The organism is Labrys sp. HAY1-8F (genome assembly GCF_056754975.1).
This window is the reverse complement of the sequence record NZ_JBPGWZ010000001.1, coordinates 1069906-1084867: the sequence shown is the minus strand read 5'-3', so window position 1 is coordinate 1084867 and position 14962 is coordinate 1069906. Positions and strand designations below refer to the sequence as shown.

10 protein-coding genes and 1 pseudogene are annotated in these 14962 nt (G+C 59.2%); 5 read left to right on the top strand and 6 right to left on the bottom strand.

All coding sequences use genetic code 11. The annotated features are described in order from the left end of the window. Positions 1-15: 15 nt before the first annotated feature. Positions 16-1209, bottom strand: coding sequence for a 2-aminoethylphosphonate--pyruvate transaminase (locus ACR9ZN_RS04905; protein ID WP_454817422.1), 1194 nt, complete (start codon positions 1207-1209; stop codon positions 16-18). A 136-nt stretch (positions 1210-1345) separates the two neighbouring features. Between ACR9ZN_RS04905 and ACR9ZN_RS04900 the strand changes: the two genes are divergently transcribed. After that, a complete protein-coding gene (locus ACR9ZN_RS04900) occupies positions 1346-2236 on the top strand; it encodes a LysR substrate-binding domain-containing protein (RefSeq protein WP_434960391.1) in 891 nt (296 codons plus the stop codon). 3 nt (positions 2237-2239) lie between these two features. On the opposite strand, the gene ACR9ZN_RS04895 is transcribed toward ACR9ZN_RS04900, so the two are convergent. The 3 genes and pseudogenes from ACR9ZN_RS04895 to ACR9ZN_RS04885 form a co-directional block, all read right to left on the bottom strand. After that, positions 2240-2617 (bottom strand): SDR family NAD(P)-dependent oxidoreductase, encoded by a 378-nt coding sequence (locus ACR9ZN_RS04895; RefSeq protein WP_454817424.1) that lies wholly within the window; start codon positions 2615-2617, stop codon positions 2240-2242. Then, positions 2610-3086, bottom strand: coding sequence for an aldose epimerase family protein (locus ACR9ZN_RS04890; RefSeq protein WP_481271953.1), 477 nt, complete (start codon positions 3084-3086; stop codon positions 2610-2612). Before ACR9ZN_RS04890 ends, ACR9ZN_RS04895 begins: the two co-directional genes overlap by 8 nt. Before the next feature lie 5 nt (positions 3087-3091). Beyond that, positions 3092-3283: pseudogene (locus ACR9ZN_RS04885) on the bottom strand (ABC transporter permease subunit); the annotation flags it as partial. Between the two features lie 304 nt (positions 3284-3587). On the opposite strand from ACR9ZN_RS04885, the gene ACR9ZN_RS04880 reads away from it, so the two are divergent. Beyond that, positions 3588-4523, top strand: a complete 936-nt coding sequence (locus ACR9ZN_RS04880) for a formylglycine-generating enzyme family protein (RefSeq protein WP_481271952.1) — start codon at positions 3588-3590, stop codon at positions 4521-4523. Beyond that, positions 4507-6894, top strand: a complete 2388-nt coding sequence (locus ACR9ZN_RS04875) for an arylsulfatase (protein ID WP_481271508.1) — start codon at positions 4507-4509, stop codon at positions 6892-6894. The genes ACR9ZN_RS04880 and ACR9ZN_RS04875 overlap by 17 nt, the downstream gene beginning before the upstream one ends. Before the next feature lie 545 nt (positions 6895-7439). Here the strand turns inward: ACR9ZN_RS04875 and ACR9ZN_RS04870 are convergent. Both ACR9ZN_RS04870 and ACR9ZN_RS04865 read right to left on the bottom strand, forming a co-directional pair. Then, the gene (locus ACR9ZN_RS04870) at positions 7440-7871 is read right to left on the bottom strand and encodes a hypothetical protein (protein ID WP_481271507.1); all 432 of its coding nucleotides are present in this window, start codon (positions 7869-7871) and stop codon (positions 7440-7442) included. A 728-nt stretch (positions 7872-8599) separates the two neighbouring features. Next, entirely contained in the window at positions 8600-13003 is a 4404-nt protein-coding gene (locus tag ACR9ZN_RS04865; RefSeq protein WP_481271506.1) for a chemotaxis protein CheB, read from the bottom strand. A 241-nt stretch (positions 13004-13244) separates the two neighbouring features. Between ACR9ZN_RS04865 and ACR9ZN_RS04860 the strand changes: the two genes are divergently transcribed. Together ACR9ZN_RS04860 and ACR9ZN_RS04855 are read left to right on the top strand one after the other, a co-directional pair. Next, on the top strand, positions 13245-13595 hold the full coding sequence (locus ACR9ZN_RS04860) for a COG4315 family predicted lipoprotein (RefSeq protein WP_454817434.1): 351 nt from the start codon (positions 13245-13247) through the stop codon (positions 13593-13595). Positions 13596-13992: 397 nt separating this feature from the next. Beyond that, positions 13993-14790, top strand: coding sequence for a LuxR C-terminal-related transcriptional regulator (locus tag ACR9ZN_RS04855; RefSeq protein WP_454817436.1), 798 nt, complete (start codon positions 13993-13995; stop codon positions 14788-14790). Positions 14791-14962: the final 172 nt, after the last annotated feature.

The following is a 14962-nucleotide window of genomic DNA, read 5'->3' as shown; positions in this document are numbered from 1 at the left end:
TCAATACGGGCCGCCTCAGGCGGCGAGCTTTGCGCGTTCGGCAATGGCGTCGGCGGGCGGGGCGGCGGAAACGACCTTCATCTCGGCAAGAGACTGGCGGGCGGCTTCGACCACGTTGCGCATGACATGCTCATCCATCCGTCCGATGCAGCCGACGCGGAAGGAGTCGACCACCGTCAGCTTGCCGGGATAGATGATGAACCCCTTTTGTTTCATCTGTTCGTAGAAGCGGCTGAAAACGAAGCTCGGATCGGCCGGGCAGAAGAAGGTCACGATGATGGGCGAGAGCCAGGTGTCGGACAGCAGCGTCTCGAAGCCGAGCTCGCGCATTCCCGCCACCATCACATCGCGATTGCGGGTATAGCGCGCGCCCCTCCCTGCCACGCCGCCTTCGGCGGCATGCATGCGCAGGGCCTGGAGGAAGGCCGCCACCACATGCGTGGGCGGGGTGTAGCGCCACTGCCCGGTCTTTTCCATCGTGGCCCATTGTGCATGGACGTCGAGGCTGAGCGAATGGCTGTTACCTTGTGCCGCCTTCAGCGCGTCCTTGCGGGCAATCACGAAGCCGAAGCCCGGCACGCCCTCGATGCATTTGTTGGCGGAAGACACCATGGCCTCGAAGGCGATCTCGTTGACGTCGAGCCGGATGGCGCCGAAGGCGCTCATGGAATCGACGAGGAGCTTGCGTCCCTTGTTCTCCACGGCCGCGGCGATCTCGGCCACCGGGTTGAGGATGCCGGAGCTGGTTTCGCAATGGATGGCGAGGACATGAGTGATTGCTGGATCCGCATCGAGCGCGGCCGCGACCTCGTCGCCACGCGGGGGCAGGTAGTCGCCCTTGTCGATGAGGGTGTAGGCGCGGCCGATATAGCGCATGGTCTCGGCGGCCCGCAGACCATAGGCGCCATTGGCGAGGACGAGAACCTTGCCGTCCTTGGGGACGAAGGATCCCAGCATCGCCTCGACGCAGAACGATCCCGAGCCCTGCATGGGCACGCAATCATAATCGCCCTTGCTGTCTCCGGTCAGCGCAAGCAGGCCTTGCCGAAGCTCGACGGTCATGGCGCGAAAATCGGCATCCCAGGAGCCCCAGTCGCGCAGCATCGCCTGCTTTACCTCGGCGGCGGTGGTCAACGGGCCCGGTGTCAGAAGATAGGGCTCTCCGAGCAGGGGAGGGGCAAAAGCTTGCGTCGACGCACTATCGTGCATGGGCCAATCCTCGTCTGGTGCCGTTTGGTGGCGACCATATAGGACCGGCATAATCTATTCTAAAAATCGTTATTTTGTATCCGTGTATAAGCTGTGATTATATGTCGAACGCGGCGTGCCCTGGGGATGATCGTCAATGCGCTATGTTCAGCTTCGTGCCTTTCATTATGTGGCGATTTCGGGCGGTTTTTCCCGGGCGGCCAGCGAATTGCTGCTGACCCAACCGGCGATCTCCGACCAGGTTCGCAAGCTGGAGGAGGAATACGACACGCTCCTGTTCAATCGCCAGCGCAAGCAGGTCGTACTGACGGAGGCGGGAGAGCGACTTCTAACCATCACCCGGCGCATGTTCGAAATGGAGAACCAGGCGCTCGAACTCCTGTCGGAGTCCCGTTCGCTCCGGACCGGTTCGCTGCGCATCGTCGCCGACGCTGCCCACCACGTGTTGCACATCATGGGCGAGTTCCGCCGCCGCTATCAGGGGGTTCATGTCACCGTCCGTGCGGGCAATACGGAAACGGTCATCAAAAGCCTGTTCAATTATGATGCGGATATCGGCGTTGTGGGGGAAGCCCCGGCGGGCCGCGACTTCGAGATCATCACGCTCCACGCCACGCCGATTGTCGCTTTCGCTGCAACCGACTTCGACCTTGGCGGGCGCAAGAGGCTTTCCCTTGCCGATCTGGCCGCGTTGCCGCTTGTCATCCGCGAGCGCGGCTCCAAGACACGCAAGCGCCTGGAGGATGGGGCGGCTGATGCCGGTATAAAGCTAAAATATGCAATCGAGGCAGAGGGGCGGGAAGCAGTTCGCGAGATCGTGGCCTCGGGCGCCGGCCTCGGCTTTGTCTCTCAAGCCGAGTTCGGCAATGATAGCCGGCTTACGAGGATCCCGATCTCCGGCCCTCCGATGCTGATGGAAGAAGCGCTGGTCTGCCTGAGCGAGCGAAGCGAGGCAAAGGCCATTCGAGCTTTTTGGGGCATAGCGCGTGAGTTTGCGCATGTCGCATCAGCCGTCACGACGAAGTAAGTCTCACGCTTTCATTGTGTGTCGCGATAGTTGGTGAAATACGGCGCCGAGAGGCTGGAGCCTCGCCACGGTCTGGAACGCCGGCGAGACCTTCAACGCGAATTTCAATTCTGGTCGCCAGCGCTGCGTTGGTCCCATGCCGTCGACCATCGGCTCGGATCGCCACCGCGGTGCACTTTCGTCGCGAATATCAGCCGACATATGTCCAACCTGGCCCTGCGGGGCCGAGAGACTGGCGACGGCCGCGTTCAATAGTCCGCTGTCCCGGTCGACCAGGAACAGCTTTGCTCCCTCGGCGAGACATGCCTGGGCGATTGCCAGCCCGATACCCTGGGCGCTACCGGTCACAAGGATATGTTTGCCGGCCAAGCGCTCAGCCATGGGCTTCACTCCAATCGAAGACGGTCATTGCAAATCCCGCGCGGAGGCTGTCGCCGGGAGATAGCAACGCCAATCCCATCGGCTCGGTCTCGAAATGCTGCAGCGCATCGGGACTGTGGCTCATCGGCTCCAGGCAGAAGAAGTCGCGCTTGCCGTTGGGCGCAAAGAGCATGTAGCGATCGAGCATGCTATCGGCAGCGATATCGACGCCGAAGTGACGCTCGGGCCATACGATGCGTGCGCTGCCATTCCAACCTTCGAAGCAGTTGTTCAGCCGGCGATCGGGCAGTCGGCGTGCGGTAGAGAAATCGACGTCGCTGACAAGGGCGCCTCTGGAGCCGGGTAGATGCGCATCTCGTTCCGTCCACCATGCGGTGGCCGGTGCAAGAAGGGTTGTCTGCGGTGTCAGCGGAAAGAAGGGATGAAAGCCGATGCCGAACGGCAGGTCGATCCTGCCTGTATTAGTCACCGACAGCTGATGCCGACAGCGCGCCTGTCGGAAGCAATCAGGGCAAGGCCACGCACGATCTGCATCGTGGCCAGTGTCGTGATGAGCGCATTGATGTGGAATTTCGCAATGATGAAACCGTTGACGAAGCCTACGCAGGTACCGCAGGCGATTGCCGCTATAAGGCCGAGCAGGATCGACCCGGTCGCGTTCGATGACGGAGCATAGCGGGACGCGATTGGCGCGATATGGCAAGACGGGCGGCCTACCTATGCACGAAATGCTCGCAACGGCGCGCGATCTCGCCATCGGCTTGATGTCGGCTTGCGTGTGCGGGGCGGTCCGGCGCCCGATTTCCGGTCGCCCGACGAGCAGCTGGTGTCTGTCCTTGCGCTGGCGCTGCGCTTCGGCGTCTGGCGCTTCATGAGAGAGCTCGCGATCGGGTGCAGGGTGACGGGAAGGCTGGCTATGCAGGCAGAGGTGGTTCGGGAGGATGGGTCATCGGAGCATGCGCGCGATGGCATGATCTTCGTGAGAGCTGGAATCTTCTGGATGGGCTCGGATCATCACTACCCCGAAGAGAAGCCGGCTCATCGTGTCAGCGTCGAGGACTTCTTCATCGATGAGACCCCTGTCACCAACGCACAGTTTGCGGAGTTCGTAGCCGCGACTGGGCATCGCACATTTGCCGAATTCGCGCCCGACCCTCGGGACTATCCCGGCATCTTGCCGGAGCTGCTGTATGCGGGGTCGCTCGTCTTCCTGGAGCCGGCCGGGCGCGTCGATCTCCGAGACTGGTCGCAATGGTGGTCTTTCCTGAAGGGCGCCAACTGGCGCCAACCCTATGGACCGCGCAGCAGCATTGCGGGGCTGGATGATCATCCCGTTGTCCACGTTACCCACCACGACGCACTGGCCTATGCGCGATGGAAGGGCAAGGATCTCCCCACGGAAGCCGAGTGGGAATTTGCCGCCCGAGGGGGTCTCGAACAGGCCGAATATGCCTGGGGCTCGCAACTGACACCCGATGGTCGGCATATGGCCAATACCTGGCAAGGATCTTTTCCGAAGGTCAATCGCAATCTCGACGGATACTCCCGCACGTCGCCCGTAAGGGCCTTTCCGCCCAACGGATATGGTCTCTACGACATGATCGGAAACGTCTGGGAGTGGACGTCCGATTGGTTCGCCCCAAAGCACGAGGCAGACGCGACGAAAGCCTGCTGCATACCCAGAAACCCTCGCGGAGGGCTCGAGTCCGCCAGCTATGATCCGTGTCTCCCCCACATAAAAATCCCGCGGAAGGTTTTGAAGGGCGGATCGCACCTGTGCGCTCCGAACTACTGCCGCCGCTATCGACCTGCAGCCCGACATGCCGAGGCGATCGATACATCGACAAGCCATGTCGGGTTCAGATGTGTTGTCCGGAACGGAGAATTGAATGAAACGGCCCCCTAGTCACAAATTCAGAGCGCGCTGGTTGGGCGCAGGCACGACGCTCCTGATGTTGGGATCGCCCGTGATGGCCCAGGAATCGCTGCCGTTTCCGTCAACGCCCTCGGGGAGCAAGGCCGGGCCAACGATCGCGGAATCGACCTACAGCCCCCTGCCGGTGAAGTCGCATCTTCCCGCCAATGCGCCCAACATCGTCGTGATCATGCTCGACGACGTCGGTCCAGCATTGCCGAGCACATTCGGCGGCGTGATCAATACGCCTACATTGAGCCGCGTCGCCGGGGACGGGGTCACCTATAACCGCTTCCATAATGCTGCGATGTGCTCACCCACCCGCGCGGCCCTGCTGACCGGGCGCAATCACCATCGCGTCGGCTCCGGCCAGATCACCGAACTGGCGAACGACTGGGACGGCTATTCCGGCCGGATCCCGCGCACATCCGCGACTGCGGCGAAGGTCCTCGGCTATTACGGCTACGCGACGAGCGCCTTCGGAAAGTGGCACAACACGCCGGCCAACGAGACAACGGCCGTTGGCCCCTATACGAATTGGCCCGCCGGCCAGGGGATCGGCTTCGACTACTTCTACGGTTTCCTTGCTGGAGAATCCTCGCAATGGGAGCCTGCGGTCGTCGAAAACACGGTCCGGGTGAATCCGTCCGAAGCGAAGACAGAATATCACTTCACCGAAGATATGACCGACAAGGCCGTCTCCTGGATGAAGCAGGTCCACGCGCTGACGCCGGATCGGCCCTTCTTCATGTATTGGGCCCCCGGCGCCTCCCATGGTCCGCATCACATCTTCAAGGAATGGGCGGACAAATATAAGGGCAAGTTCGACGAAGGCTGGGACGTCACGCGCGAGCGCGTCTTCGCCCGACAGAAAGAACTCGGCTGGATCCCGAAAGACACCGAACTGACGCCGCGGCCGAAGACGCTTGCCGCATGGGCCGACATTCCCGAGGACGAAAAGCCGTTCCAGCGCCGGCTCATGGAAGTGTTCGCCGGATACACCGAACATGCCGATGCGCAGGCCGGCCGGTTGATCGATGCTCTGGACGAGCTCGGCATCCGCGACAACACGCTCGTCTTCTACATCTGGGGCGATAACGGCTCGAGTGCGGAAGGCCAGAACGGCACGATCAGCGAGTTCCTGGCGCAGAACGGCATTCCGTCCGAGATCAAGGATCATATTCGCACCATGAACGAACTCGGCGGGCTGGACGTGCTCGGGTCACCCAAGGTGGACAACATGTACCATGCCGGCTGGGCTTGGGCTGGCTCCACGCCATATCAGTCGACAAAGCTGATTGCCGCGCATTTTGGTGGAACGCGTACGCCGCTCGCGGTGTCGTGGCCAAGCAGGATCAAGGCGGACAAGACGCCGCGTCCGCAATTCCATCACGTCAACGATATCGTGCCGACGATCTACGAGATCCTGCACATCACACCGCCGAAGCTCGTCGATGGAGTCAGCCAAGATCAGCTCGACGGCACCAGCATGGTCTATTCCTTCATGTCCCCGACGGCATCGGACCACAAGAAGGAGCAGTATTTCGAGGTCATGGGCAGTCGCGCCTACTACAAGGACGGATGGATCGCGTCGGCATTCGGGCCGAGGGTGCCCTGGCAAGCGGGCGTCGATCCCTCGATCATGAAATGGTCGCCGAAGAACGATGTCTGGGAACTCTATGATCTCAAGAAGGACTTCTCGCAGGCCAAGGACGTCGCCGCCGCCAATCCCGGCAAACTCGACGAGCTGAAGAAGGCTTTCGAGGTAAGCGCGAAAGATAATAAGGTCTATCCGGTGGGCGGTGCGCTATGGTCCGCGATCTTCCATCCGGAAGACCAGCCATCCAATCCCGCCAAGACGTTCAACTATACGCAGGAAGTCGTTGGCGTTCCCGAGTTCACCGCGCCGAAGCTCGGATCGCGCAGCAACCTTGTCACCATCGATGCGGATTTGCAGCCCGACTCGAAGGGCGTGCTTTACGCACTTGGGGCCGTCTCGGGCGGTATCGCCCTGTGGGTCGAGGACGGGAAGCTCTACTACGAGTACAATCTGTTCGAGATCGAACGGACCCGGCTGGAGACGTCAGCCCCGCTGCCGACCGGGAGGGTTAAGATTGAGGTCGAAACAACGCGCAAGGCCAGTGGCGCTCGCCCCGCGCCTCTCGACATCGTCATCCGCGTTGACGGCAAAGAAGTCAGCAAGGGCCATGTCCCACGCTCGGCAGCGGGTACCTTTACTGCCAATGATGCCTTTGACGTCGGCCGAGACAGCTATTCCCCGGTCTCGCTTGCGTATTTCGATCGCAAGCCCTTCGCCTTCAATGGCACGATCCAGCATCTGAAGGTCGAATATCTGAACTGAGCGCCGACCGGTTGGCGGTGGCGAGCAAGATCTTCGCCACCGCCTTTCAAGGGTTGTGTTGCAAACTTTCCGGTAAGCGGTGTTCTACATGAGAGCGCCATCCGCCCAGCGGAAGGATGAGAGCCAGCATCATCGCCCCCGCGATGGAAGGAGGCCACATGCGCATTGTTGGCATGACTGTTGGACCGGTCGTCGCAACCGCAAGCTCTCCTAGCCGCTTCCAATCCGCAAATTGCGCGATGCTACCCCCAAACATGCGGCTAATATGGCGCGAACTGTCCAAGTGCAAGCCAGCACCTACATGTGAGTGCGAGCGGGTTCGGTCCCAACTCGTTGACGTCTTCGCATTCAACTTTCGCCAGAGACCAGGCTCGGGATGGTACGATTGACCGTTGCGACTTCTGACACAAGGCAAGACACTTTTTGGGTACGGGCGCCCATGGAGCGAACCATCGTAACGCGTCGCGGCCAAGAGGCACCGTGAAGAGCGTATTGCAGCAAGCGTTTGAGTAATTTCCGAGTCTCCCGGCTCGCTTGTTTTCTGGCTACACTGGAATGTGCCGTAGGTTTTTGGCGAAGCAGGAAATACTTTGGATATTTTGTTGAGTATCCGCGTCGGTGCTAAAAATAAAAGCGTATACACAAGGGATTATAATATCTTTTGGGAAGGTAAATAAAAAATGAGCACGCTTATTGTTATAATCGTTGTGGTGCTCCTGTTGGGTGGCGGGGGTGGTTATTATGCCCACGGTCGCTATGGTGGTGCTGGTCTGGGAGGTATGCTCGGCTTGGTCGTTCTGGTGCTCGTGCTGCTTTGGCTGTTTGGTGGCCTTGGTGGTGTCGGCAGGGTTTAACAGGCAGTCGGCCGCTTTTGTATTGGCTTTCAATATTAGACGTATGTCCCGGTTATTGGGGCGCTCGTGACTCCTGGCTGCGACAAGGCCGTCCGCCAGCGGCAGGGAACCGCCCTGGGCCATTCGCCGATCCGCGGAAGGCTAAGGCTTACGGTCGCGCGCGCGATTGCGAGACAAAATAAGCGGCGCTAGGCGAGCTTAGAGCCTCTCATCCACCAGTTCGGGTCTCGGGTCGCAGATCTCGCTCGACAACAGATTTCTATATCCTCTTGATGAGGGGAAATAATGACAAAAATATTTAGCTATGAAACCTTTGATCCTGAAACTGGGCGCCTCGTAGTTGCTCCGATCAAGCGAACTAGAGAGGCTATTCTTTTCATTGGAGGCTGCCTTATCAAGGAGACTGCAGAGGTTGTGGCAGATGAGTGGCTATGTAGACGAGGCGACAGCCTCCCATGTCGTATTTCCGATGCCATGATCAATATGCTTGTGCGATCGGCCGTATCGGCAGACGTCAAGCCTTGACGCTTTTGCCAAGCACAAGGTGCTTCTCCGGTCCGAGCAAAACGGACAATTGTCGCTTCGTGAGGTAAAGCCGCCGCCCTCGTCGAGTGTTTCCCCCCATGTTCTCAATGTGTCAGTATTTTTAATGCTGGGTATTATCTGCCGCAACCAACCTGCCTCGGTGCCGAACATGCAATCGGCCAGGATGAGAATGATATCTCACGAATACATCGGCAGGAAAGCCCAAGTCTGAGAGGGCGCTGCTCAGGGGGTAGACGATCGGCAGACAAGCTGCGAACAGTAGTAGGGAAGAGTTGCCGCACGACATATGCCAACGGATAAGCCTCCTAGGAGTCCGTGGAGGCGGCCGCGAGCGCCAATCGGGCCAGCGCCGGAAGCGACTTCGAACCCGTCTTCCTCATGATTGAGGCGCGATGGTTCTCGACGGTGCGCTGACTGATGCCGAGGTCTGCCGCAATGTTCTTGCTGGGTTGGCCGGAGAGAACCAGATCCATGATCTGTCGCTGCCGTTTGGTCAGTGTGGCGATATGGGCTGCCGCGCCTTCCCGCCAGGCGGACAAGGTGCTGGCATCGCGCGATCGTTCAAGAGCCCGTTTGACACTAGTGAGCAGTTCGCTGGGGCCGAACGGTTTTTCGATGAAATCCAAGGCGCCGGCCTTCATGGCCTGAACAGCCATGCGCACATCGCTGTTGCCAGTGATCATGATGGCCGGCAGCCGATGGATTGCATGATTCAGATGCCGTAACAATTCGAGCCCGCTCATGCCAGGGAGATACGCATCGACTAGAAGGCAGGCTTCGCGGCCCGGATGGTAAATCTCCAGAAATGCCTCGCCCGTCGCGAATGCCTCCACGACATAGCCGTCTTCCTCAAGCATCTTGCAGATTGCGTCGCGGATATAGCTGTCGTCGTCGACGACAAAGATGACCGGACCAACAGTTCTGGCCGCCTCAGCGTTGTCGGGCGCGCGTGAAGGGTTGGACGTCAATGCCCGCGATGCATGAAGAAGATGTTGGACAGCCTGCACCAGTTCCTTTGGCCGCACCGGTTTATTGAGTTGGAAACAATCATGGCTGGCAATATCGCGCAGTGTTGCTGTGGATATGTCACCGGTCAGGATAATGGCCGGGATATTCCGATGAAGCTGAGTCCGCAGCTTCGCCGTAACCCCGAGCCCGTCCAAATCATTCGGCAGGTTGTAATCCGCTAGGACGAGGTCCGGCCGGATCCTTTCTCGTGCGATCAGGCCGAGGGCCTCGAGCCCGTCCGCCGCCGTTGCCGTTTGGTGGCCTTCACCCGCGAGAAGAAGGTTCAGGAGATCGCGTATCTCAGGATCGTCTTCGATGATCAGAATGGCGCCCGTGCAATGGGGAGCCGCGACCTTGCTTTCGGCTTGGGGTGGCTGCGGGTCTTGAACCGGGCGCGCTACTGGCTTTGCCCGGAGCATGACGTCAACGGCGAAGACGGAGCCTTTGCCCGGACGCGAACGCACATGCACCCGATGATCGAGCAGTTCGCCCAGATGTCGAACGACAGACAGGCCCAGCCCCAGGCCGCGGTTGCGCTCGCGTGCGGCATTGTCGAGCTGATGATACTCGTCGAATATCGCCTGCAGTTCTTCGTTGGGAATTCCGACGCCGGTATCCCAGATCTCGATGCTCAGCTTGTCCCGATGTCGGCGGCAGCCGAGCAACACCCTGCCACGCCTGGTATATTTCAAGGCGTTCGACAGCAGGTTGCGGATCATCTGTTCGAGCAGACGTGGGTCGCTACGGATGGAGAGGCCACAGGGAATGATACGCAGGACGAGGTTTTGTGCTTGCGCATGATAGGTGAATTCGTCCTTCAAGCGCTCAAGCAGATCGGCGACCGGAAAGCTGATCATCTCAGCATGAACGGTGCCTGCTTCGAGCTGATTGATGTCGAGTAGCGAATTCAGCATGCCCGACATCGCAATGGTCGTGTCATCGAGCCGCGCGGCCAGCACCAGCGCTTCTTCCTTCCTGTCCTCCCTGATGCTTTTTTCCAGAATGCTCCTCATCAGGCTGAGCGCCTGGAGTGGCTGGCGGAGGTCGTGGCTTGCGGCGGCCAGAAAGCGTGACTTGGCGATAGTGGCGCGCTGTGCCTCCCGCCTGGCCGTTTCCAGCGCGTCCGTCACGTGCCGGCGTTCGGTAATGTCGGCAAAGGTGATGACCACGCCCTCGACACCATTGTCCTGGGTGCGATAGGGCAAGATACGCCGGAGGTACCAGCTGCCATTGCGCGTTTTGATTTCCTGCTCAATGGGATGAAGGGTGTCCAGTACCGTTCGTGCATCCGCAAGAAGCGCCCCATCGGCGGCAAGCGAACTCAAATCGGCGAGCGGCCGGCCGACATCGGTCGGAATGACACTGAAGAGCGCTTTGGTTGCCGGCGTGAAGAAGCGGATGTTGAGATTGGTGTCGAGAAAGAGTGTCGCAACATCGGTGCTGTAGAGGACATTCTGTAAATCGTTGTAGGTCGTGCGCTGGCGTTCCAGTGTTTCCTGAAGCTGGCTGTTGAGGGCGGTCAGCTCCTCGTTGAGCGACTGCAGTTCCTCCTTCGACGTTAGCAGCTCTTCGTTGGTCGATTGATATTCCTCGTTAACGGAGAGGGCTTCTTCGTTGATGATCCTTTGTTCTTCGCTCGACGTCTCCAGACTGCGGATGGCGTCGGTCAGCTCAGTCCTGGTCGCTTCCAGCTCTTCTTCGAGTTCGGCGATCCGAGGCGCGTCATGGGATGCATCCCCGCGCCTTTGCCTTCGGGCAGAAGCCGGTTCGTCGATAAAGCAGATCAGCAAGAGATCCTCACCCCCGCTCTGAACCGGTTGCACGACGATACGGAACGATCCCCCATCGTCGCGGTTCGAACGGACACCGGCGACGACAGTCCGTACGTTTTCCTGGCTGGCGCGCTGGATGGCCGATCGAAGTTTGATGCGTATGTTCTGCCGAGCCATGGCCAGCAGGTCGCTGGTTGGGGACCCCGCCGGCACATGCAGATAGCGATCGGTCTGCCCCATATAATAGAGGCACTCATGCTCCCGATTGATCAGGATCGCCGCTGGCGTGTAGGTCTCCAGCACCATACGCCGGCAAAGGTCGGCAAGGGCGGCTTGTCGCGAAGGTAAGCTGTTTTGTCCCGTGCGGGCTGGTACCCGCAAGCCATCACCGGCGTTCAGCGCAAAGTCGAGGTCTCCCGGCCGAGTGCGGCCGATACGGCGATAGATGCGCTCGGGCTTGGAGATCACCTCGAAACGATCGGCGGCGTTGAGCATGGTCTCCGAATTGCCGAGAAGGAGAAACCCGCCCTCCCGCAGCGCGAAATGGAAGAGCGCAGTAACTTTTTTCTGCGCTTCCGGAAGCAAATAGATCAGAAGATTGCGGCATGAGACCAGGTCGAGGCGGGAAAAGGGGGGATCGGCCAGAACATCCTGCACCGTGAAGACCACCATTGCGCGCAACTCGGGCAAAACCCTGTAGCCTTGCTCTTCCTTCACAAAAAAGCGCGCCAGCCGTTTCGGTGAAACATCCGTGTCGATCGTCGTTGGGTAAAGGCCTTCGCGTGCGCTCGCGACGGCGTCCGGGTCTACGTCGGAGGCGAAGACCTGCAATTTGAGGTTGGGCGTTGCAGCCGCGATTTCTTCGCGAAAGAGCATCGCCAAGGAATAAGTCTCCTCGCCGCTGCTGCAGCCGGCGATCCAGATCCGTAGCGGCCGATCGGGTGGATGGTTGCGGACGAGGTTCGGAATGATCTTCTTAGCCAGAAAATCGAATACTTGTCGGTCGCGAAAGAAGCTGGTGACGTTGATGAGAAGATCCTTGGCAAGCAGATCCAGTTCGCCCGCATCGTTGTTCAGCAGATCGAGATAGCGCTCCATGCCTTCGGGCTCGATCGCAGCCATTACCATGCGCCGTTGGATCCGGCGCTGCAGCGTTCCCGATTTGTAGAGCCTGAAATCGTGGGCGGTCCTGGTGCGAAGAAGTTCGAGGATTTGGGATAGCCCCTTTTTGGGTGAGCCCTCCAGGCCCAAATTGCTTTTTGTGCCTGGAAGGGCCATACGCCGATCATATCGGGCCAGCGCGTCGGGCATCTCGGCAACAGGGAGCACGAGGTCCACCGAATCTGTCAGGATTGCATTGCGCGGCATACCGTCATAACCGGCCTCATTCGGATCCTGGGCGATGACGAGACCGCCTTCGTGCTTCACGGCCTTCAGCCCGAGGCTGCCGTCGGCTCCGGTTCCCGACAGGATCACGCAGACGGCGCGATCGCCATATCCCTCTGCCAGGGAATGCAGCAGAAAGTCGAAGGGCAGGCGCGCGCCGTGGCGGGCCTGGGGTTCCGAAAGGCGAAGAGCGCCGTTGGTGACCGAGAGGTAGGTGCCGGGCGGAATGACATAGAGGTGATCGGGCTCAAGCCGCATGCCGTCCTCAGCCTGTCCGACGACCATGGAGGTGTGGCCCGCCAGCAGGTCCGCCATCATGCTGTGATGCGTGGGATCGAGATGCTGTATCAAGATGAAGGCCATGCCATTATGCGCAGGCAGGGCCTTCATGAGAGCGGCTGCAGCATCCAGCCCACCAGCCGAGGCACCGATCCCGACAACCAGAAAGTCGTTGTCCCCGCTCGGAGGACCTCGCTTTGGCAGAGAGTGCCGCCTGGATTGGCGAACTGCCCGCTGGTCCCGGGGTAGGTCTTGTGTCGGCATGATGCTCTTGCTTTCGTGAGATCCTCCACAAATCCGGTGGCACGTCATCCTATCATGAAATCCCAATAGTGACGTCGGTTGTCGCAACGGCGGCTTAGAGCCGGACCTGAGTAGATTCCGAGCCTGTAATTGCTCCTGCCGGCGACATACGCTGCATAATTGCAGGCTCGTCCCGTCGAAGAACAAATGGGCGCCTGCACGCCTTCACACCGCGGGCAACGCGGTGCATGGGATTATCGTCATGAAGATCCATCTGACGGGCGCTGCCGTCTTGTGCGGTGCACTGGCCCTACTCGTACCTGCCGCTCACGCGGGCATGCTCAAGGCCAAAAATGACATGACGCTCTATGTCTTTGATAAAGACAAGGCAGGAGTCTCGAGCTGTTATGACGATTGTGCCAAGAACTGGCCGCCCTATTTGGGTAAAACGAGCGAGAAGATGACGAAAGATTGGACCTTGGCCAAGCGCAAGGACGGCCAAATGCAATGGTCGTATGACGGCAAGCCTTTGTATTTCTATAAGGAAGACAAGAAAGCGGGCGATAAAGCCGGCGACGGTAAGGGCGGCATTTGGCACGTCGTGGCGGAATAATCGCGCGTCGCAGGCCAGGCTGGAGAAACAGTAGGCAAGGCTACGAAGTGCTCAGTTTTGGAGAGATCCCAGATATGATCAATCGTGGATCCTGCTGAGAAGGCCCGCGCGCCGGGAAAGCTCCCTTCGCATTCAAATGATGCACCTGTGTTGATATTGCGTCCAGGAAGCAAGGTAAAAGGCATGTATTCTCAAGCCCTTCCAGGGTGCGCCCGGCCCTGAATCCGTCAAAGCATAGGGCCGGCTTGGAGACGCGGATTTGAGTAGTTTCCGAGCCTACCGCCTCGTAAAGGCTGACGCATAGGATAGCAGGACCGGTAGGTCGCCTGCTGTGATTGCTGGCCCGTGTGAGAGTTCGAGCTAGGCATTCACGAGAAGTCCGACGGAGACGGAGGCTATGAATACTTCGCCGATGATAGATAAACATTTCGATAAAACAGTATCTTCTCAGGAAATCCGAGACGATGGCAATTCGGTTTCCGACTCGTCTCAGGATCAGAGCTTGGATTCTGTGTCGAAAAACCATCCCAAAACCAGTGTTGCCGTCATCGATGGGAATACCCTTTTCCGCGATTGTTTAGCGCATTGCCTCTCAGTTGGCGATACCGACTTGATGCTTACTAGCTATCGGGATGTGGAGCATTGGCATGGGATAGCTCCCAACGTTCCGGTCGGGATTGTTCTCCTATGTGCCACGGGGCTTGAGCCGACCAGAGTTGCGATTCGCCGCAATGTGGCCTTTGTCATTCGAGCTGCCTTTGCAGCACAAGTCATTGTCGTGTCCGACAGGGAGGAAGCGCTTGAAATTGTTGAAGCGCTGGAACAGGGGGCAAAAGGCTATATATCCATGAGCGCAAATCTCGACGTGGCTATCGCAGCCATTCGTCTGGTACGCGCAGGGGGAATCTTTGTTCCGGCCGGTAGCCTTACGGCGTTCCGGTCTGCTGCTGCGTCGGTTTCAGATCCGAGGGTGCGCGACGATCAGGACCAGAATCTCTTCACCGATAGGCAGCTCGACGTCATTCGCCTGTTGCGCCAGGGAGAGGCAAACAAGCGAATTGCGTACAGTCTCAATGTGGGCGAGTGCACGGTCAAGGTGCATGTCCGCAATATCATGCAAAAGATCAAGGCCCGCAATCGTACCGAAATCGCATTTCTCACAAAGGGGCTATTCCCGCAGTCGGAACTAAATTGATCCGAGGATAGGAGTTCATAGGGACTGGAGTTCGGTAGGTGAGGCCGCTTTCCTACGCCCTGAGTAGTTTCCGAGGCTACTCTGTCGGATGGCTGCCAGCTACAACTGAGGTTCGGATTGCCCGCGTGGAACGCAGATGCAGCGAACGGCTGTGGCCGTCGCGTGAAGTGTC

What these genes read in the sequence shown, in the direction of transcription:
- ACR9ZN_RS04905 (WP_454817422.1), bottom strand. Translation starts at nt 1,209, where the DNA reads ATGCACGATAGTGCGTCGACGCAAGCTTTTGCCCCTCCCCTGCTCGGA.
- ACR9ZN_RS04900 (WP_434960391.1), top strand. Translation starts at nt 1,346, where the DNA reads ATGCGCTATGTTCAGCTTCGTGCCTTTCATTATGTGGCGATTTCGGGC.
- ACR9ZN_RS04895 (WP_454817424.1), bottom strand. Translation starts at nt 2,617, where the DNA reads ATGGCTGAGCGCTTGGCCGGCAAACATATCCTTGTGACCGGTAGCGCC.
- ACR9ZN_RS04880 (WP_481271952.1), top strand. Translation starts at nt 3,588, where the DNA reads ATGATCTTCGTGAGAGCTGGAATCTTCTGGATGGGCTCGGATCATCAC.
- ACR9ZN_RS04875 (WP_481271508.1), top strand. Translation starts at nt 4,507, where the DNA reads ATGAAACGGCCCCCTAGTCACAAATTCAGAGCGCGCTGGTTGGGCGCA.
- ACR9ZN_RS04870 (WP_481271507.1), bottom strand. Translation starts at nt 7,871, where the DNA reads ATGGCCCAGGGCGGTTCCCTGCCGCTGGCGGACGGCCTTGTCGCAGCC.
- ACR9ZN_RS04865 (WP_481271506.1), bottom strand. Translation starts at nt 13,003, where the DNA reads ATGCCGACACAAGACCTACCCCGGGACCAGCGGGCAGTTCGCCAATCC.
- ACR9ZN_RS04860 (WP_454817434.1), top strand. Translation starts at nt 13,245, where the DNA reads ATGAAGATCCATCTGACGGGCGCTGCCGTCTTGTGCGGTGCACTGGCC.
- ACR9ZN_RS04855 (WP_454817436.1), top strand. Translation starts at nt 13,993, where the DNA reads ATGAATACTTCGCCGATGATAGATAAACATTTCGATAAAACAGTATCT.